The sequence below is a fragment of the Vreelandella sp. F11 genome (assembly GCF_042466685.1).
In the GTDB taxonomy this organism is placed as follows: Bacteria; Pseudomonadota; Gammaproteobacteria; order Pseudomonadales; family Halomonadaceae; genus Vreelandella.
Genome location: NZ_CP170448.1, coordinates 3,905,553 through 3,923,956, shown reverse-complemented (window position 1 = coordinate 3,923,956; position 18,404 = coordinate 3,905,553). Strand labels below are relative to the sequence as shown.

Sequence of the window (18,404 nt, the reverse complement as noted above, 5' to 3'; positions counted from 1 at the left end):
TTTTAGTATCCAAGATGTTTTTTGAAGTATTTTGCGGTTTTATTTAGACTTGTTTTTGACTTCCAATCATATTGCTGTTCAGCTTTTTCTGCGGAAATTACCAAGTTGTTAGGTTCTTCATTTTCTATTGATTCTGTAAGGATCATGTCTTCCGTTTTACCTAGTTCCTGTGCTACGGTTTTCATTGTTTCTAATAAGCTAAAATTTTTATTAGGAGCTATATTTACTACTTCGTAAACACTGCTTGAAGAGTAGTTGGTGAAATGATCTATAGCGTCTACAGCATCATGAAAATCAATTTTACTGATTAAGCGATTGGGTGTGCTAAGAGTAATAGTTTTATTTTTCAATAGGCTTACTATCATTGAAGAGTATGCTTCATGGCTCAGGTTGCTGTCAAAAGGAGCAATAACCGAAGCAAGCCTTAGTACGGTGAATCTTGTTTCGTTCGATAGCTTAGTGATGCTTTTTATGTGATCTTCGACGGTTACCTTAGCGCGTGCGTAGTTATTCTGAGGGTTGGTTTTACAATCTTCAGTAAATTTTCCATTTGATGTAAATCCATATACGCTCTGTGACGATATAAAAATAAACTGATCTACTGCACTTTGAGCAGCTTGTGTGGCTAGTTCAAAGCTATTAACGATGGAAGAGTGTATTTCGCTGTCAGTGCTGTTGGGCCTAGCAAAGCCTAAATGAACAATAGTGTCAAAATTTGAAAGATTGATTTTTCCTGATTTTAAATCGGTTATTGAATAACCCTTTTTGTTATCTATGAGTTCCTTTTCTTGTGTGTAAAGTCTTGAAACGCTGTGTCCTTGGTCTGATAGTTGTTTAAGTAGGTAACTTCCAATCATCCCAGTTGATCCAGTCAGAAGAATATTTTTTTGAACAGAATCTTCTTTTTTTATAGATATTACTCTAGACTGTAGTACTTTTTTGCTAGCAACCTGCCTGATTCCTAGATATTTATTAGAAAGCTTTAGTTTTTTTATTTTTATGCTGTAAATTAATGTGAATATGCAAAATTCGACCTCATTGAAGCCAAGCTTAGCTCTTAAGCCCGTAATGCCGGTAAATCTAGGGTTGATTTCAAAAGCTTTAAATCCGTGGTCAGTTATTCTTCCTTGAATATTGATAGGGCCAAATGCTTTTAGCCTTTTGAGAGAAGAGGTTATTGCTTTGATGAAACCAGACAGTTCTGTTGTAGTATAGGGTTGTATCTCAATAGGTACGCCACCTTTAAGTGTGTTATATGTGGCACAGTGCTCAACAAGATCAGAGTTTCTGTCGAAAAGCAACTGTAATGATATTTCGGATACCTGTAAGTTATTTCCTTTTCTAAGCTGTTTGATGAAAGCGTTATAGCTTGGATCCTGCCCTCGCGGCACTGCGATTTCTTGGTAAATATAACCAGGCTCAAATTCTATCTTTTCAAGATCATCGCGAGTTGTAATAATCTCAATGCCTTTAGATGCAAATCCTTGCTCAGGCTTGGCTATCAGTGGGAAAAACTCATCTTTAATATCTATAGCTTTGTATGTTTTAACGAAGTAGTTGGCAGCTTCATGAAAGTTTTCGGCGTAAGTAGATTTATGGCGGCAAATTAATACTAGCTCATAAGGGGAAGAGAGTACTTTGACACCTATATTTGTTAGTTTTTCATGATTCTTAGCAAGAAGCAGTGCTTCGTCATCATGCCCGGGTATAAGGATTTGTATTTCATGTTTTTTAATGATTTTTTCAATTTCGATTATGTATTGATCGTCATAGTAACTAGGGATTATTGCATATTTGTCGCAATCAAATGCCCCATAAGCTAACGGATTGTTGCCTAGGCCTATTAGACTAACTTTTTCCCTGAAGAATTTGCAAGAGTCGACTACAGACTGCCCCACACCACTTCCTATGGAGCAAATTCCAATAGTAATTTTTTTCATTTGAATGTCATTTAGCTAGTGGGTTTTGAATTATGGAAACTATTTTTGATAGAGATTTTTTCTCTATTTCTGGAAAGATAGGTAAACATATGACCTTACTAGAGATTGACTTGGAAATTTTTAGATGATTTCTTTTAGATGTGCTATTGTATTGAGTCGTGTCGCTAATTAAAGGGTAGAAGTACCTCCGTGCATGTATGTTATTTTCTTTTAGTAAAAAATAAAGCTGATCCCTGCTTAGAGGGTAGTTGTTCTCAATTAGTATAGGAAAGTAAGAGAAATTATGCTTCTCTAAATTTGATGGTTGCAATAAGCTAATGTCTGGCTCTTTGCTAAGCGCGTCTCTGTAAAAATTATCCACTGATTTCCGTTTGTCGAGTGCATTATCGATATGTTTGAGTTGGAGTAGTCCAAATGCGGCATTGACCTCGCTCATTTTTCCATTGATGCCAGCCGCAACAATCGTTACTTCGTCAACTATGCCAAAGTTTTTTAGATTGTTGATATGTTGCTTCGTTTTTTTGTCAGGACAGATAATGGCACCGCCTTCAAAGGTGTTGAAAACTTTAGTTGCGTGGAAGCTGACTGCACTTAAATCACCATGCCTTAGTATGCTGCCACCGGCATCTTGAACGCCAAAAGCATGGGCCGCGTCATAAATAACTTTTAAGTTATATTTGTCGGCAATTTCCTGTATAGCCTTTACATCACAAGGATTGCCGTAGCAATGGACGGGCATAATCGCCGTTGTACGAGGAGTAATCGCAGCTTCAATTTTGCTAGGATCAATATTGAAAGTATTAGGATTAATATCAACAAAAACAGGTGTAATGCCGTTCCACGTTAAAGCATGTGCTGTTGCGACAAATGAGAAGGGAGTTGTAATAACTTCACCTGTAATCCTCAATGCCTGTAATGCAGTGAGAAGCGCTATCGTTCCATTATTGAAAAGCGCGATCTCAGGCACGCCCAAATATTCACACAATGCGTCTTCCAGCTGTTGGTGCATCGGCCCGTTATTGGTAAGGCGTTTACTGTCCCAAATCTCTTCTAAATAGGGAATAAATTCCTCTAACGGTGGAAGATATGGTTCTGTTACATAAATTGGTTTGTCGCTCATACATCTTCCAGTAAATGTTGTAAGTCGTTATCATGACCGATTTTTGTAATAATTTTTCAAATTTGGCTTATGCTTTTAGATCTGTCGAGCTTGATTAATGGATATCTCTTCAAAATCAGGTTGTCTTATATGCTTACCGCCTTCCTATCGTTTCAATAGATTGGACAAAAGACCATGTCGTTGTTGCTATATCCAGTCAGGAAAAATTAAGGCACAACAATTCTACATGAATACCGCTTCGTGCCTGGTATGCTTGGTTAATGTCTATCATGCGCCGATACTGTTCAATGGTGCTGTATGGGTATATCGGCAATTTCCTAGGCTTCTTAACCCATGGCATTTGCCTAGCGCAGTTTCTGAGCATGCTTGATGTCATGCCTTATCAAAGGATGTCTGCTCTGATCATACTGTTCGTGTGAAATAGGAATGTGAAAAATGGTGATGTTAAAGGTTATGTTGCCATAAGTGCTTTGATGGCAAATAGGCGAAAAGGCCTTATATTAAGGCCTATGCCGAGCATTAGCATACAGGGCGAGGGCGACCACCTGTCGTTGAATGCCACTCAGGCGCGTAGCACCGTTACGTGAAAGGCTTAGCTTGTGACGTAAGCTGTTCTCTGGCGGTTATGCATTGTGTTCTTTCCGCTGGAGTGGTCTGCTCTTCGTCATCAAGTGCTTCTTTTCTTTGCTAAATTCTCCTTTGATCTAATTTAATTGAGATCCTCAGAGGGCGATCACTGACTGTGAGTACGTACACCAGAGAGTTCGAAAGTTCCTGTTCAAAGGTTTACAGCTTGCCATAGTGATGATTTGCATACCTTTACCTGGGGAGGTTGCTTTTGCTATCCCTCTACCACTAATGACTTAGCTCACTAAAATTGATCTTCCCAGCGTTTGCTCGATAATGAATAGTTATCTTCGGCACTCGCTCCCTTGCGGGTGCCCAAATTTTACGTTCATCATTGGGCGGGAAGACACCCCATGGATCCGCAAAAACTAGCGGTAACCTTAGCGATTGCTGCAGGCTGGTTGAGTTTCAACAGCTTGGTCATTTACATGTATTTTCTATTAGGGGGCAGAGGTGTACTTGAAGGGGGAATGTGGCGTGGCGGAGAGTGGCTAAGGCTTGGGCAGGCAGTGCCAGCCGATGAGAGCAGTGAAATCCCCGCTGAGCCCCCTGCTGTTGCTAAACAGATGAATACCTCCTCTACGTTACCCGAGAGCGAAGATAGCGTAGAGGAGGTGGCACCTGTGCCGGTAGAGGAGAGCACTCATGTGCTGTTTGTGATGTTTGACCAGCCGGATAGTGCACTCAACAAAAAGCTGCTCTCTAGCCTACAAAAGTGGGAAGCGCACTACGATGCCGCATTCCAGGTTTACAGCGTGCCAGGTGTTACACCGCAAAACCCATTGCGGATTGCCAATGCCTACCCGCCTGGCGTAATGCCCTCCCCAGAGGCTTTCCTGCAAGATGAGCACTTAATTGGGGGCGTGAGCGTGATCCTCAAAAAGCCCAAGCGCAGGCGCGGGTTTGATAAGGTGCAGTTGGAGAAGCTCGTGACGTTTACACAGGAGTTGGCTGCGTTAGGCGGAAGCGTGCTAGATGCCGAGCGCCAAATGGCTACCCCTAAAACGTTCCTAGCCATCCGGCAGAAGTAGCCCGACACCCCTCTGTAGCTACATATTCAATAAAAGAATAAAAATTAATTTTAATATTCTTTTGTATGCTTTTTTCGTAGGGGTAAAATAGCTGCCATCAATGCCTCATGACTATTCGTGTGGTTATTCGTATCGTCGCACTACCGACCAACGAGGAAACAGACTTATGCCACTACCCCGTAAGCTTAACCTAACCCTGGCCGCCCTTTCATTGAGCGTTGCCAGTGGGCTGTTTGCCATCTCCGCGCAAGCCGACACGCTCCGAGTCGGTATGTCCGGTGGTTACTTTCCCTTTACTTTCGTTGAGCAAGACGAGCTAAAAGGCTTTGAAGTAGATGTTATGAGCGCCGTGGGTGAGATCACTGGCGATGACATTGAGTTTGTCACCGCGAGCTTCTCAGGCTTGGCGGGGATGCTGGAGTCTGGGCGTATCGATACCATTGCTAACCAGATTACGATCACCCCGGAGCGTGAAGCGAAGTATGTGTTCACTTCGCCTTACGTGTACGACGGTGCTCAGGTCGTGGTGCGGGCGGGTAATGATTCTGTTCAGGGTGTGGAGGATTTATCCGGCAAAAGCGTTGCGGTAAACCTGGGCTCCAACTACGAGCAGCTACTGCGTGAACAACCGAACGCAGATGAAATCGACATTCGCACCTACGAGTCCAACATTGAGCAAGATGTGGCGCTAGGCCGTGTTGAGGCATTTGTAATGGATCGCGTCAGCGCTACGCAGGTGATTAAAGAGAAAGGCTTACCATTGGAGCTGGCTGGCCAGCCGTTCTCAACCATTGAGAATGCGCTGCCGTTTCGTGATGACGAGGCGGGCCGTGAGCAGCGTGACCGCGTTGATGCAGCCCTTAATGAGCTGCGTGAAAGCGGTGAACTGCAAAAGATATCTGAAAAGTGGTTTGATACCGATATCACTCAGCCGTAACCGCTGGGTCTATACGCTTCAGGCGGCCGTGGCATTGCCATGGCCGTTTGCTTATCTGCAATTTGGCTATGCTTTATGACCATGTTGAATGACCATGCTTAACCTTGAGTATATGTGGGGGCTGTTGCCAGTTTTGCTGCGCTATCTGCCGCTCACAATTCAGATGGCGACAATTGCCATGTTCTTTGCGCTGATTATCGCCTGCCTGTTGGCCGTGGTGCGGGTCTCGCAAGTGCCTGTGTTGAATGGCGTGGCGCTGCTGTTTATCTCTTTTTTTCGCGGTACGCCGCTGTTGGTACAGCTGTTTTTGTTTTATTACGGCTTGCCCCAATTGATTAATGCGCTCATTTCCATTAACGGTGTGACTGCTGCGGTGTTAGGGCTAACGTTACACTTTTCAGCCTACATGGCCGAGTCTATCCGCGCTGCTATTGTGGGCATTGACCGTAGCCAGACGGAAGCCGCACTCTCCATCGGCATGACACAGTCGCAACTGATGCGCCGTATCATTCTGCCCCAGGCGACCCGCGTGGCAACGCCGACACTGATGAACTATTTCATCGACATGATCAAGGCGACCTCGCTGGCCTTTACGCTTGGGGTGACCGAGTTGATGGGCGCTACCCAAAAAGAGGCTGCGGGCAGCTTCCTCTATTTAGAAGCATTCCTGCTGGTGGCGCTGATTTATTGGGCGATTGTGGAAGTGCTCTCTTGGGGGCAGCGTCGGTTAGAAATTTACCTGAATAAGGCCTACCAACGATGATTTCGCTGCAGGGCATTACCAAGCGTTTCAGTGACCATACGGTATTCAAAGATATCGATTTGAGCCTTTCTCAAGGTGAGATCATTGTCATCATCGGCCCTTCCGGTACAGGTAAATCGACGCTGCTGCGCTGTATTAACTTCCTTGAGCGTCCTGATGCTGGCCGTTTGCAGGTAGGGGATCTGAGTGTCGATACCCAGAATGCCAGCCGTGCGGATATTCTCGCGCTGCGCCGGCGTACTGCGTTTGTGTTTCAGAACTACGGCTTGTTCGCTAACAAAACCGCGCTGGAGAATATCAGCGAGGGTATGATCGTGGTGGACAAAATGCCCAAAGCCAAGGCCCACGCCCGCGCTAGAGAGATTCTCGAACGCATCGGCTTGGCGGATAAAGCGGATGCTTACCCCGCTTCACTCTCTGGCGGTCAGCAGCAGCGGGTGGGTATCGGTCGAGCAATGGCGGCCAATGCCGATGTGATTCTGTTTGATGAACCGACGTCATCCCTTGATCCTCAGTGGGTCGAGGAGGTGCTGAGCCTGATGAAGCAGTTAGCAGTAGAACGCCAAACGATGATCGTCGTCACCCACGAAATGCAGTTCGCCCGGGATGTGGCAGACCGAGTGGTGTTTATGGATGAAGGCGGTATCGTCGAGCAGGCCCCGCCCGAGGAGCTGTTCACTGCACCAAAAGACGAGCGTACGCGTCATTTCTTACGCAAAATTTTAGCGCCCACAGGGCATGCGGTGCCCTAAGCCAGCCCGAGAGCCATTAAGCGTCTTGTACTCATTGACAACTGCTAGCAAGCACGCTTAGTGCGTGATAGACTATGCCATCCTCTCAGACAAGTCCCGTGGGCGGGCAGCTTATTTAGACTGCCTGCTGCACATTTTGGTAGGATGTTACGCCTGCCAAATCAATTGGTTGTTGCGGAAACGTCGTGCTGTGACAGCGCAGCCGACGAATACATATTTAATTTCGTTGCCGTCTTATCGGCGACCTTTATTCTCCAAGGAGATACCCTGTGGCGAACAGCAAGCAAGCTCGCAAGCGCGCCCGCCAGGCCGAGAACCGTCGTGTCCTGAAATCCAGCCAGCGCAGCATGGTTCGCACCTACATCAAGCGTGTAGTGAAAGCGATCAGCACCGGCGACCACGCCAAGGCAATGGAAGAGTTCAAGGCGATGCAGCCGGTCGTTGACCGTATTGCAGACAAAGACGTGCTGTCTAAGAAGAAAGCAGCTCGCCTGAAGAGCCGTTTGAACAAGCGTATTAAGGCACTGGCGGCGTAAGCCGGCAGGCGCCATAAAAAAACCGGCTGCGGCCGGTTTTTTTGTGTCTGGATGTTCTCTTTGGATGGCCTTTTCTGGATAGCTTATGACGGCGAAGAAAGCACCCAATATCTCTCCTGATACCGCAATCGCCCGGCGTGGGCTAATGCGTTCGGGCCTTGTGGTGAGTGCCATGACCATGCTGTCGAGGGTGATGGGGCTGGCGCGCGATGTTGTCGTTGCGACTTTGCTCGGGGCAGGGGATGGCGCCGATGCGTTCTTTGTGGCGTTTAAAATCCCCAATTTTCTGCGCCGTCTGTTTGCCGAGGGGGCCTTCAATCAAGCCTTTGTGCCGGTACTTTCAGAGTACTCTACCCAGCGCAGCCGGGAGGAGATACGCGCACTGCTGAATGCCACTGCCGGTAGCTTAACAGCGGTACTGGCGTTGATGACTGCCGTGGCCATGCTGTGTGCGCCGTGGCTAATTTGGGTGTTTGCTCCCGGTTTTGGCAGTGACCCGGAGAAGTTGGCGCTGACCGCCGACATGCTGCGCTTAACGTTTCCCTATTTGTTGCTGATCTCGCTCACCGCCTTTTCTGGCAGCGTACTGAATACCTGGAACCGCTTTGCGGTACCCGCGTTTACCCCGGTGCTGCTGAATCTTTCGCTGATTGGTGCGGCGCTATTTTTAATGCCACTAATGGAAGAGCCCGCCATGGCGCTGGCTTGGGGTGTTCTGATCGCCGGGGCCGCCCAGTTGGTTTTTCAGGTGCCGTTTTTACTGCGCCTAGGCTTGATGCCCACACCCTGGCCTAATTTTGCCCATGAGGGTGTGCGGCGCATACTAAAGCTTATGGGGCCTGCGCTGTTTGGGGTATCGGTATCACAAATTAACCTACTGCTGGATACCGTTTTGGCATCACTGCTGGCGGCGGGCAGTGTGTCGTGGCTCTACTACTCGGATCGTTTGGTCGAGCTACCCTTGGGGGTGTTCGGGGTGGCCATTGGGACGGTGATTCTGCCCGCGCTCTCTAAACGCCATGCCGACCAATCCAAAGAGCACTTTGCGGCGATGCTCGATTGGGCTATCCGCATTGTATTGCTGTTAGGCTTACCCGCAGCGCTAGCGCTGGCAGTGTTGGCTGAGCCGCTATTGATTACGCTGTTCCATTACGGAGCGATGACCGATAACGACATCCAGATGGCGGCCATGAGCCTGCGTGCTTATGCCTTCGGTTTGGTAGCCTTCATGTTGATCAAAGTATTGGCGCCGGGCTTTTTTGCTCGCCAAGACACCAAGACGCCTGTAAAGGTAGGCATTATCGCCATGGTCGCTAATATGGTGTTTAACCTACTGCTGATTTGGCCACTGGTCCATGCCGGGTTGGCGTTAGCCACCGCGCTTTCTGCGTTTTTAAACGCGGGCTTGCTGGGCTATCTGCTCTATAAGCAACAAGTATTGGTCTTTCAGCCAGGCTGGAAGCGCTATGCGGTGCAGCTAATAGGCGGTAGCGGACTAATGTGTGCGGCACTCTACTTTGTCGCGCCTGACTGGCAGGCGTGGCTGACCTTTGGGCTTTGGCAGCGGATAGGCTGGGTTTCAGGGTTGGTGATGTTGGGTGGCTCGCTCTATTTTGCTTGGCTGGCGGCACTGGGTTTGCGCCTTCGTCATTTTAAAATGCAATCGTAACTGCACCCCGCCGGGCGTGTTCGTTATAATCAGAGGCTTTATACCCTCCAACGGCTGAGGTGCCATGCGCGTCATTCGAGGTCTGCACAATTTGAAAGCGGCTCATCGAGGCTGCGTTGCCACCATCGGTAATTTCGATGGTGTGCATCGCGGTCATCAAGCCATTCTGCAGCAGTGCCGTGAGCATGCAGCGCGCTGGAGTGTGCCGCTGACGGTGGTCGTTTTCGAGCCCCAGCCGCGGGAGTTCTTTGCCGGTGAGCAAGCGCCGCCACGCTTAACCCGGCTGCGCGAGAAGGTGCGGTTACTGCGCGATTTTGGCGCTGAGCAAGTGCTGGTTTTGCCGTTTAACGATGCGCTACGCAGCCTCACTGGTCGCGAGTTTATTGATCAGGTGTTGATTGAGGGGTTAGGCGTTAAGCACTTGGTAGTGGGCGATGATTTCCGCTTTGGCTGTGATCGCCGTGGTGACTTTGCGCTGCTGGCGGAGGTCGGGGGAGAGCAGGGCTTCGGCGTTGAGCACACCCGCACCTTTACCGTGGATGATGAGCGGGTTTCCAGCACGCGGGTGCGTACGTTGCTTGCCAGCGGTAACTTTTCGGCCGCTGCGCGATTGTTGGGCCGCGCCTATTCGTTAGATGGCCGCGTGGTGCGTGACCAGCAACTGGGGCGCACCATTGGCGTACCGACTGCCAACTTGCCGCTGATGCCTCAGCCATTAACGCTGCGGGGGGTCTTCGCGGTAATGGCTGAGCTAGAAGATGGCCAGCGTTACCCGGCGGTGGCAAATGTGGGCTTCCGTCCCACTGTCGGATCGGCAAGGCCAACGCTTGAGGTGCACCTGCTGGATTTCAACGCTGACCTCTATGGCCAACGCATGACGGTATTCCCCTGCGCACGTCTACGGGGCGAAGTGAAGTTTGACGGTCTTGAAGCGCTGAAAGCGCAAATTGAACGAGACCAGGCCCGCGCTCGCCACTATTTTGCGGCGATGGAGGGTAAGCAAGACTACTCTCTTCCGCTGGCCTCGGCCCCGCTCGGGCGTGATACGATTTCTTCTGATTCTTCTTCGGCGCATGACGCCGCCGATACTGACAACGGCTGACAGACCATGGATTACAAGCACACGCTGAATTTGCCTGAAACTGATTTCCCCATGCGCGGTATGCTGCCGAAGCAGGAGCCGGGGCGGGTTTCCCAGTGGCAGGATATGAACATTTACCAGCGCCTGCGCGAAGCGCGCGCGGGGGCGCCGCTGTTTGTGCTGCACGATGGCCCTCCCTACGCCAATGGCAGCATCCATATTGGTCACGCCGTTAATAAAATTCTTAAAGATATTATCGTTAAGTCAAAAAACTTAGCTGGTTTCGATGCGCCCTACGTACCGGGTTGGGACTGCCACGGCTTGCCTATTGAGCACAAAGTAGAAACCACTCACGGCAAGCACTTGGCGCCGGAACACGCCCGTGAGCTTTGCCGTGAATACGCTGGTGCCCAGGTTGAAACACAGCTGGCCGATTTTGTTCGTTTGGGCATTATTGGCGATTGGGATCACCCATATCGCACCATGGATTTCGCCAACGAAGCGAGCGAGATTCGTGCCTTGGCTGAGATGGTCGACGCGGGCTACGTTTTCAAAGGGTTGAAGCCCGTTAACTGGTGCTTTGACTGTGGTTCGGCCCTGGCAGAAGCCGAAGTAGAGTATGCCGATAAGAAGTCCGATGCCATCGATGTCGCTTTCCCGGTAGAAGATACTGAGAAGCTTGCCGCTGCGTTTGGTTTAAGCGAACTGGCCAAGCCTGCGGCCGTGGTTATCTGGACGACCACGCCGTGGACTATTCCCGCCAACCAGGCGCTTAACGTTCATCCAGAGTTTACCTATGCCCTGGTTGATACCGGTGAGCGTTTACTACTGCTGGCAGAAGAGCTGGTGGAGAGCTGTTTAGAGCGCTTTGGCCTTCAAGGCGATGTTATTGCCACGACCCAGGGCAAACAACTCGACCTGATCAATTTCCGCCACCCGTTCTATGATCGGCTCTCGCCGGTTTATCTGGCAGAGTACGTCGAGTCAGAAGTGGGTAGCACCGGTATCGTTCACTCCGCACCCTCTTATGGCATGGATGACTTTATCACCTGCCGCGAGCATGGCATGGAGTTCGACGACATGCTCAACCCGGTGCAAGGGAATGGTGTTTACGTTGACGATCTGCCGTTCTTTGGCGGTCAGATGATTTGGAAAGCCAATCCCCATATTGTCGAAAAACTGCGCGAAGTAGGTGCGCTGATGGCGCATATCCCGATCAAACATAGCTACATGCACTGCTGGCGCCACAAAACGCCGGTGATCTACCGTGCCACAGCGCAGTGGTTTGTGGGCATGGATATCAAAGGCAAAGATGGCAAAACGCTGCGTGAACGTGCCCTTGAAGGCATCGAGGCCACGGCGTTTACGCCTGCCTGGGGCCAGGCGCGCCTACATAGCATGATCGCCAACCGCCCAGACTGGTGTATCTCCCGCCAGCGTAACTGGGGCGTGCCGATTCCGTTCTTCTTACATAAGCAAACCGGCGAGCTGCATCCGCGTACCGTTGGGCTAATGGAAGAGGCGGCCAAGCGGGTTGAGCAAGAGGGCATCGACGCTTGGTTCAAACTCGACCCGGCAGAGCTGTTGGGCGCGGAAGCAGCGGATTACGATAAAGTTACCGACACTCTTGATGTTTGGTTCGACTCCGGCACTACCCATCGCCATGTGCTGCGCGGATCACACCCTCATGGACACGAAAGCGGCCCGCGGGCGGATCTGTACCTGGAAGGCTCTGACCAACACCGCGGCTGGTTCCACTCCTCGCTGCTGACGGGGTCGGCCATTGACGGTCATCCGCCGTATCGTCAACTGCTTACCCACGGCTTTACCGTCGACTCCCAGGGCCGCAAGCAGTCCAAATCGTTGGGGAACGTCGTCGCGCCCCAGGAAGTGATGGATAAGCTGGGTGGCGATATTTTGCGTCTCTGGGTGGCCTCCACCGACTACTCAGGCGAAATGGCCGTCTCCGACGAAATTTTGAAGCGCACCTCCGACGTCTATCGGCGGATTCGTAACACCGCGCGCTTCCTGCTTTCGAACCTTAACGGCTTCGACCCAGAGCAGAACCAGGTAGCGTTTGGCGATATGCTGGCGCTGGATCAGTGGGTGGTGGATCGTGCTCACCAACTACAAGCGCGGATCGAAAAAGCCTACGAGGAGTACCGCTTCCTGGATGTCTATCAACAGGTGCACGGCTTCTGCGCCCGGGAGCTGGGTGGCTTCTATTTAGATGTGATTAAAGACCGCCAATACACCACGCAAACCGACTCCCTGGCGCGGCGCAGTGCGCAAACCGCGCTCTACCATGTGGTGGAAGCGCTGAGCCGCTGGATTGCGCCTATCCTCTCCTTTACCGCTGAGGAGATTCACGAGAATATCCCCGGTAAGCGTGGCGACAGCGTGTTGCTGGAGACCTACTACACTGGCCTTGGCAGTCTGGACGACAACGCTGAGCTGGGTCGTGCCTTCTGGGAGCAGGTGCTGGAGGTCAAGCACTCGGTCAACAAGTGCTTGGAAGACGCCCGTAATGCCAAAGTCATTAAAGGCAGCTTGGCAGCCGAGGTCACGCTGTATGTTAGCGACGAGCTGCAAGCGACGCTGGCTAAACTGGGCGATGAGCTGCGTTTTGTGATGCTAACCAGTGAAGTGACGCTTAAGCCCCTGGCTGCTGCGAGTGATGCAGAAGCGACTGAGCTAGAAGGCCTAAAAGTTGCTGTCAAAGACAGCGCCAACACCAAGTGTGAGCGTTGCTGGCACCATCGCCCTGACGTAGGCACTCATGCTGATCATCCGGATCTATGTGGACGCTGTATCAGTAACCTCCCCGAAGGCAGCGGTGAGATTCGCTACTATGCCTAATGATAAAAACGCGCCTAACGATACAAACACGCCTGACGCAAGTGTGCGGCCGACGATGCAGCGGCCGCTACGCTGGCTATGGCTAGCCGTGGCGGTGATCGTGTTAGATTTGGCCACTAAATATGTGGCCAGTAGTCAGTTGGGCTACGCTCAGCCGGTCGAAGTGTTGCCGTTCTTTAACCTGACGCTGCTGCACAACACTGGCGCGGCGTTCAGCTTTTTAGCCACTCATCCCGGCTGGCAGCGCTGGTTCTTTGCGTTGATTGCTGTGGGAGCCAGTGTTGCGTTGACGTTGTGGCTTTCGCGCATCAAACACGATGAAAAGCTGTTGGCGATAGCGCTGCCGCTGATTATTGGTGGTGCGTTGGGAAATCTCTACGACCGCTTGGTGCATGGCTATGTGGTCGACTTTTTATCGTTTCACGTTGCCGGTTGGTACTACCCCGCGTTTAACGTGGCAGATATTGCAATTACTCTGGGCGCGGTCGCGTTAATCTGGGAATCCATTATGGGTGAGCGGCGGCGCAAAAAAGCAGCTAACGCTGCCCATTAATCGAACGTTGAGAGCAACTGACTATTGAGAACTGCGATGAGCGACTACCTAATCGATGAAGGCATGGAAGTGACGCTGCACTTCACCTTAAAGCTGGAGGATGGCACTTTGGTGGACTCCACCAAAGACAAAGCGCCCGCCACGTTTGAGTTTGGCGACGGCAATTTGCCACCCGGTTTTGAGCATCCTATTAAAGGGTTGGCCGCGGGGCAGGAGGGGGCTTTTCAGATAACCCCAGAGCATGCGTTCGGACAGCATAACCCGCAAAATATTCAGACCCTGAAACGTGCTGATTTTGGCGATGAAGCGCCAGAAGTTGGTATGGTGATGTCATTTGCTGACAAAGCGGGAACGGAATTGCCAGGTGTGGTCAAAACCATTGACGGTGATCGCATTGAAGTGGACTTCAATCACCCGCTGGCAGGGCGTACCCTGACGTTTGAAGTCGAAGTGCTCGACGTCAAGCCGGTGACAACGCATTAATTCACTAAGCGATGCTGCTTACGCATCAAGGCGCTACTATGCAACCGACGCAACCGACTCAACCCCAGCCCATTCAGATCAAGTTAGCCAATCCGCGTGGCTTTTGTGCCGGTGTGGATCGCGCGATCGATATCGTTAATCGCGCGCTGGATGTGTTTGGCCCGCCGATTTACGTGCGCCATGAGGTCGTGCATAACCGCTTTGTGGTCGAAACGTTGCGCGCCCGTGGGGCAGTGTTTGTTGAAGAGCTGGATGAAGTGCCGGACGATGTCATCGTTATCTTCTCCGCCCACGGTGTTTCCCGTGCGGTACAAGCTGATGCTGAGCGGCGTGGGTTGAAGGTATTCGATGCTACCTGCCCGCTCGTCACTAAAGTGCACCTGGAAGTATTGCGCTACGCCAAGCGTGGTCAGGAGTGCATTCTCATTGGCCATGAAGGCCACCCGGAAGTGGAAGGTACCATGGGGCGTTACGACACCTCTCACGGCGGGCGTATCTATCTGGTCGAGGACGAGAAAGACGTCGCCAAGCTGGAGGTGAGTGATCCCACCAAGCTGGCCTTTGTAACCCAAACCACGCTGTCGATGGATGACACCGCCAAGGTGATCGATGCGCTGCGTGAGAAGTTTTCTGACATCCAGGGGCCGCGCAATGACGACATTTGCTACGCCACGCAGAACCGCCAGGATGCGGTACGCGAGCTAGCCGCCCAAAGCGATCTACTGCTGGTGGTGGGCAGCCCCAATAGCTCTAACTCCAACCGGTTGCGAGAGCTTTCGGAAAGAATGGGCACGCCTGCGCACTTGATCGATAATGCTGACCAGATCGACCCGCAGTGGCTTGAAAATGTGGCCCGCGTGGGGGTAACTGCAGGTGCCAGCGCCCCAGAAGTGTTGGTGAAAGGCGTGATTGCCAAACTGCAAACCATGGGCGCTGACTTACCCGAAGAGCTACAGGGCCGTGAAGAGACCATTACCTTCTCTATGCCGAAAGAGCTGCGTGAAAAGGTAATCGCCAGCAGTTGATCATGGGCGCTGTAATGCAATACGTATTAGTTTGCGACATACTTAAACAGTATGAGCCAACTAGTACGGGAGCGAAGCAGCGTGTCTTATGTTTCTCACTCTTTCTCTGGCCGTTCTTTGCTGAAGGGGCAGCGTGGCTTTACCCTCATTGAATTAATGATTGTGCTGGTGATCATCGGCATCGTCGCCGCCTTTGCTTACCCCAACTATACCCGCTATGCGCAGAAATCAGTGCGAACCGACGCCCATGCGGGTCTTATGCAGGCCGCTTCCGAGCTTGAGCGCTGTTATACGCGCTCTTACAGCTATAGCGATTGTCCTATCAGCAACGCCTCTCCCGAAAACAACTATGCGATTGCGGTAAAAGTTAGCGGTAGCGGCTATTTATTGACCGCCAGTACCCTTCAGAATGACGGCTGCGAAGATGATATTACGCTAAATTCAAGTGGCGAAGGGTTGCCCGATGCTTGCTGGTAAACAGGCAAAGCAGCGAGGCTTTAGCTTAATAGAGGCTTTGATCGCATTGCTGGTGCTTTCCATCGGCCTGATCGGCATTGCCGCCATGCAGCTTAAAGCGCTGCAAAGTGCGAATACTGGCTACCAGCGTTCAGTAGCAAGTGTTGCGGCCGTAGATGCGCAAGAGCGGCTTTGGGCGGAGCTGGCAAAAGATGGCGTGGATAGCTGCGCAGATATTGCTATTGAGACTGCTTGGAAGACCCAGTGGTTTGCCAATAGTGATTCGAATCCTTTGCGGAGTGTGAATGCGCAAGAGAGCAAAATCGTATCAAACGGTTGTGAATTTACCATTGAGATAGACCTGGGTAGCCGAGCCGGCGAGACCGAATCAGATGTATTCACCTATAGGGTTCGCCTGCCAGAGCTAGAGGGAGGCTAATGATGCCAGATATGCAAAAGGGTTTTACCCTCGTTGAGCTGATGGTAGCGATAGCGATAGGTACAGTGATTATCTTAGCGGCTGGACAGCTTTTTTTAACCTCTTTTCAAACGTTTAAGATCGTTGACAAGGTCAGTCGCAAACAAGAGACATTGATTTTTGCGGTGAGTACCCTGACTGCTGCAGGACGCCTAGGGAATATTGGTGACTACGCTATTGTGTCCGATGGACGTCGCTCTGACAGCGGGACGAACTATTATTGTGTGTTGCAAGATGAGGTTCAAAACCAGCCTGTCTTAGATCTTGCTCAAGTTGATGATGAGGCCGGTTGCCCGACGCTTGCTGAATCCAATGGCGATGGCGTATCTCATTTAATCACGCTGCTCATTGGCGATTGCCGAGAGAGCGTAAATATGACGTGCGATGAAATCACCTTGACTATCAGTGAGCGGAATAAAGTAATCTCATTACGAGAGCCTGCTTCATGAAACAGCAGCAAGGTGTGGCGTTAGTGATTGTTATGGCTCTGCTCGCCGGTGCGTTGATGCTAGGCATGTCAGGGATGCGGAGCGCGTTGATTGATGAGCGTTTAGCAGGTAATTATCGCGCCTCTGTACAGGCTCAAATGAGCGCAGAAAGCATGTTGTCGGTGTTTAGAAGCATGGCTTCTCGGCGCCAGTTATTAGAAGGCATCTTTAACGCTACTTATACTGAAAGTGATTTTTTAAATGATGTAACTCGCGTCGAGGGATTCGAATCCTTTGATCAGTTGAGCGTCACGTTTGATGTGATCGGTGATGAAGTGACTATTACAACGCGTGATATGAGTACGAATAGCAGCATTGAGAGCACATCGGTTGCCGTGTATCAACGAGCCAGCCAAACCAGTGGGGCAGAAGACTAAGCAGTTGTGAGGGGCATCGCGTAAATGCCTGGGATGCCATTCGCCACATGGCATGCAGCACGTTATCATAGCGGTATTTGCTTAAGAGCCTGAAAACCATGAGTCAGCCTTCGAAAACCCGCGTCCTTACTGGTATTACCACCACCGGCACGCCCCATTTGGGCAACTATATAGGCGCTATCAAGCCCGCCATCGAGGCAAGCCAGAATCCTGATGTTCAGTCGTTCTATTTTATGGCTGACTATCACGCGCTCATCAAGTGCCCAGACCCCAAGCGGGTGCAGCAGTCTCGCCTGGAAATTGCCGCGACTTGGTTGGCGATGGGGCTGGATACCGATAATGCGATTTTCTATCGTCAGTCGGATATTTCAGAAATCCCTGAGCTCACCTGGATGCTTTCTTGTGTGTGCGCCAAGGGGTTGATGAATCGTGCTCATGCCTACAAAGCAGCGGTGGCTGAAAACGAAGAGGCGGAAAACCAGGATCCTGATAAAGGCATCACCATGGGGCTATTTGGCTACCCCGTGCTGATGGCGGCGGATATTTTAATGTTTAACGCCAATAAAGTGCCGGTCGGGCGTGACCAGATTCAGCATATCGAGATGGCCCGCGATATCGCCGGACGTTTTAATCATTTGTACAAAGGCCAGCACTTCACGCTTCCTGAGGCCGTGGTAGATGACAAAATACAGCTGCTCAATGGCTTGGATGGGCGCAAGATGTCCAAAAGCTACGACAATACCATTCCGCTGTTTGTGACTGAGAAGAAGCTACAGAAGCTGGTACGTAAGATTAAGACCAACTCGCTGGAACCCGGTGAGCCCAAGGATCCTGACACCTGCACGCTGTACCAGATCTATTCAGCCTTTGCGACAGCGGAAGAGACCGCCAGCCTGCGTGAGCAGTACGAGAACGGTATTGGTTGGGGCGCGGCTAAGGATCTGGTGTTTGAGTACTTGAACGCCCACTTGAGCGAGCCGCGTGAACGCTATAATGCCCTAATGGAAGACCCCGCCCATATTGAGGCGGTGCTACAAAAAGGCGCCGAGCGAGCCCGTGAAGAAGCCGCTGTAACAATGGATCGTTTACGGACAGCCGTTGGTTTAGGTCGGTTTGTTTAATCCCTGAGCCACGTTGCACGACCAGTAGCGAAACATCTGCCACAAGAAGCAGAAACGACGAAGCCCCTTCCGGTTGGAAGGGGCTTCGTTTGTTTTAGGCCTTCCTGT

Annotated in this window: 18 protein-coding genes; 16 read left to right on the top strand and 2 right to left on the bottom strand. The window is 50.9% G+C overall.

Annotated features, from left to right (window positions below; all coding sequences use genetic code 11):
• Positions 1 to 2 precede the first annotated feature (2 nt).
• Positions 3 to 1,940: an NAD-dependent epimerase/dehydratase family protein gene (locus ACFIOZ_RS17985; RefSeq protein ID WP_386080147.1), complete on the bottom strand. Its 1,938-nt coding sequence runs from the start codon at positions 1,938 to 1,940 to the stop codon at positions 3 to 5.
• A 7-nt stretch (positions 1,941 to 1,947) separates the two neighbouring features.
• Positions 1,948 to 3,060 carry a DegT/DnrJ/EryC1/StrS family aminotransferase gene (locus ACFIOZ_RS17980; protein ID WP_386080145.1) on the bottom strand — a complete coding sequence of 371 codons (1,113 nt, stop codon included), beginning with the start codon at positions 3,058 to 3,060 and terminating at the stop codon, positions 1,948 to 1,950.
• Between the two features lie 980 nt (positions 3,061 to 4,040).
• Between ACFIOZ_RS17980 and ACFIOZ_RS17975 the strand changes: the two genes are divergently transcribed.
• The 16 genes from ACFIOZ_RS17975 to ACFIOZ_RS17900 all read left to right on the top strand — a co-directional run bounded on the left by ACFIOZ_RS17975 (position 4,041) and on the right by ACFIOZ_RS17900 (position 18,296).
• A complete protein-coding gene (locus ACFIOZ_RS17975; RefSeq protein ID WP_386080144.1) occupies positions 4,041 to 4,718 on the top strand; it encodes a hypothetical protein in 678 nt (225 codons plus the stop codon).
• Positions 4,719 to 4,884: 166 nt separating this feature from the next.
• On the top strand, positions 4,885 to 5,655 hold the full coding sequence (locus tag ACFIOZ_RS17970; RefSeq protein ID WP_386080142.1) for an amino acid ABC transporter substrate-binding protein: 771 nt from the start codon (positions 4,885 to 4,887) through the stop codon (positions 5,653 to 5,655).
• 94 nt (positions 5,656 to 5,749) lie between these two features.
• Positions 5,750 to 6,418 carry an amino acid ABC transporter permease gene (locus tag ACFIOZ_RS17965; protein ID WP_386084137.1) on the top strand — a complete coding sequence of 223 codons (669 nt, stop codon included), beginning with the start codon at positions 5,750 to 5,752 and terminating at the stop codon, positions 6,416 to 6,418.
• Positions 6,415 to 7,170, top strand: coding sequence for an amino acid ABC transporter ATP-binding protein (locus tag ACFIOZ_RS17960; protein WP_386080140.1), 756 nt, complete (start codon positions 6,415 to 6,417; stop codon positions 7,168 to 7,170). Before ACFIOZ_RS17965 ends, ACFIOZ_RS17960 begins: the two co-directional genes overlap by 4 nt.
• 269 nt (positions 7,171 to 7,439) lie before the next feature.
• Positions 7,440 to 7,706, top strand: coding sequence for a 30S ribosomal protein S20 (gene rpsT / locus ACFIOZ_RS17955; RefSeq protein WP_008959243.1), 267 nt, complete (start codon positions 7,440 to 7,442; stop codon positions 7,704 to 7,706).
• Between the two features lie 85 nt (positions 7,707 to 7,791).
• Positions 7,792 to 9,375, top strand: a complete 1,584-nt coding sequence (gene murJ / locus ACFIOZ_RS17950; protein WP_386080138.1) for a murein biosynthesis integral membrane protein MurJ — start codon at positions 7,792 to 7,794, stop codon at positions 9,373 to 9,375.
• Positions 9,376 to 9,439: 64 nt separating this feature from the next.
• Positions 9,440 to 10,477: a bifunctional riboflavin kinase/FAD synthetase gene (gene ribF, locus ACFIOZ_RS17945; protein WP_386080137.1), complete on the top strand. Its 1,038-nt coding sequence runs from the start codon at positions 9,440 to 9,442 to the stop codon at positions 10,475 to 10,477.
• A 6-nt stretch (positions 10,478 to 10,483) separates the two neighbouring features.
• Positions 10,484 to 13,315 carry an isoleucine--tRNA ligase gene (ileS, locus tag ACFIOZ_RS17940; protein ID WP_386080135.1) on the top strand — a complete coding sequence of 944 codons (2,832 nt, stop codon included), beginning with the start codon at positions 10,484 to 10,486 and terminating at the stop codon, positions 13,313 to 13,315.
• Between the two features lie 55 nt (positions 13,316 to 13,370).
• Positions 13,371 to 13,868 carry a signal peptidase II gene (gene lspA, locus ACFIOZ_RS17935; RefSeq protein ID WP_386084135.1) on the top strand — a complete coding sequence of 166 codons (498 nt, stop codon included), beginning with the start codon at positions 13,371 to 13,373 and terminating at the stop codon, positions 13,866 to 13,868.
• 36 nt (positions 13,869 to 13,904) lie between these two features.
• Entirely contained in the window at positions 13,905 to 14,351 is a 447-nt protein-coding gene (gene fkpB / locus ACFIOZ_RS17930; RefSeq protein WP_386080134.1) for an FKBP-type peptidyl-prolyl cis-trans isomerase, read from the top strand.
• Positions 14,352 to 14,362: 11 nt separating this feature from the next.
• The gene (gene ispH / locus ACFIOZ_RS17925) at positions 14,363 to 15,376 is read left to right on the top strand and encodes a 4-hydroxy-3-methylbut-2-enyl diphosphate reductase (RefSeq protein ID WP_386080132.1); all 1,014 of its coding nucleotides are present in this window, start codon (positions 14,363 to 14,365) and stop codon (positions 15,374 to 15,376) included.
• 81 nt (positions 15,377 to 15,457) lie between these two features.
• Complete coding sequence (locus ACFIOZ_RS17920) at positions 15,458 to 15,853, top strand: type IV pilin protein (RefSeq protein ID WP_386080131.1); 396 nt, start codon at positions 15,458 to 15,460, stop codon at positions 15,851 to 15,853.
• Positions 15,840 to 16,271 carry a type IV pilus modification protein PilV gene (gene pilV / locus ACFIOZ_RS17915; RefSeq protein WP_386080129.1) on the top strand — a complete coding sequence of 144 codons (432 nt, stop codon included), beginning with the start codon at positions 15,840 to 15,842 and terminating at the stop codon, positions 16,269 to 16,271. Before ACFIOZ_RS17920 ends, pilV begins: the two co-directional genes overlap by 14 nt.
• A 2-nt stretch (positions 16,272 to 16,273) precedes the next feature.
• A complete protein-coding gene (locus ACFIOZ_RS17910) occupies positions 16,274 to 16,759 on the top strand; it encodes a PilW family protein (protein WP_386080128.1) in 486 nt (161 codons plus the stop codon).
• A complete protein-coding gene (locus ACFIOZ_RS17905; RefSeq protein ID WP_386080126.1) occupies positions 16,756 to 17,175 on the top strand; it encodes a pilus assembly PilX family protein in 420 nt (139 codons plus the stop codon). The genes ACFIOZ_RS17910 and ACFIOZ_RS17905 overlap by 4 nt, the downstream gene beginning before the upstream one ends.
• A 98-nt stretch (positions 17,176 to 17,273) precedes the next feature.
• A complete protein-coding gene (locus ACFIOZ_RS17900; RefSeq protein ID WP_386080124.1) occupies positions 17,274 to 18,296 on the top strand; it encodes a tryptophan--tRNA ligase in 1,023 nt (340 codons plus the stop codon).
• Positions 18,297 to 18,404: the final 108 nt, after the last annotated feature.

Bases quoted from the DNA above. Each gene is read 5' to 3' on its own strand.
- ACFIOZ_RS17985 (WP_386080147.1), bottom strand. From the start codon at position 1,940: ATGAAAAAAATTACTATTGGAATTTGCTCCATAGGAAGTGGTGTGGGG.
- ACFIOZ_RS17980 (WP_386080145.1), bottom strand. From the start codon at position 3,060: ATGAGCGACAAACCAATTTATGTAACAGAACCATATCTTCCACCGTTA.
- ACFIOZ_RS17975 (WP_386080144.1), top strand. From the start codon at position 4,041: ATGGATCCGCAAAAACTAGCGGTAACCTTAGCGATTGCTGCAGGCTGG.
- ACFIOZ_RS17970 (WP_386080142.1), top strand. From the start codon at position 4,885: ATGCCACTACCCCGTAAGCTTAACCTAACCCTGGCCGCCCTTTCATTG.
- ACFIOZ_RS17965 (WP_386084137.1), top strand. From the start codon at position 5,750: ATGCTTAACCTTGAGTATATGTGGGGGCTGTTGCCAGTTTTGCTGCGC.
- ACFIOZ_RS17960 (WP_386080140.1), top strand. From the start codon at position 6,415: ATGATTTCGCTGCAGGGCATTACCAAGCGTTTCAGTGACCATACGGTA.
- murJ (WP_386080138.1), top strand. From the start codon at position 7,792: ATGACGGCGAAGAAAGCACCCAATATCTCTCCTGATACCGCAATCGCC.
- ribF (WP_386080137.1), top strand. From the start codon at position 9,440: ATGCGCGTCATTCGAGGTCTGCACAATTTGAAAGCGGCTCATCGAGGC.
- ileS (WP_386080135.1), top strand. From the start codon at position 10,484: ATGGATTACAAGCACACGCTGAATTTGCCTGAAACTGATTTCCCCATG.
- lspA (WP_386084135.1), top strand. From the start codon at position 13,371: ATGCAGCGGCCGCTACGCTGGCTATGGCTAGCCGTGGCGGTGATCGTG.
- fkpB (WP_386080134.1), top strand. From the start codon at position 13,905: ATGAGCGACTACCTAATCGATGAAGGCATGGAAGTGACGCTGCACTTC.
- ispH (WP_386080132.1), top strand. From the start codon at position 14,363: ATGCTGCTTACGCATCAAGGCGCTACTATGCAACCGACGCAACCGACT.
- pilV (WP_386080129.1), top strand. From the start codon at position 15,840: ATGCTTGCTGGTAAACAGGCAAAGCAGCGAGGCTTTAGCTTAATAGAG.
- ACFIOZ_RS17910 (WP_386080128.1), top strand. From the start codon at position 16,274: ATGCCAGATATGCAAAAGGGTTTTACCCTCGTTGAGCTGATGGTAGCG.
- ACFIOZ_RS17905 (WP_386080126.1), top strand. From the start codon at position 16,756: ATGAAACAGCAGCAAGGTGTGGCGTTAGTGATTGTTATGGCTCTGCTC.
- ACFIOZ_RS17900 (WP_386080124.1), top strand. From the start codon at position 17,274: ATGAGTCAGCCTTCGAAAACCCGCGTCCTTACTGGTATTACCACCACC.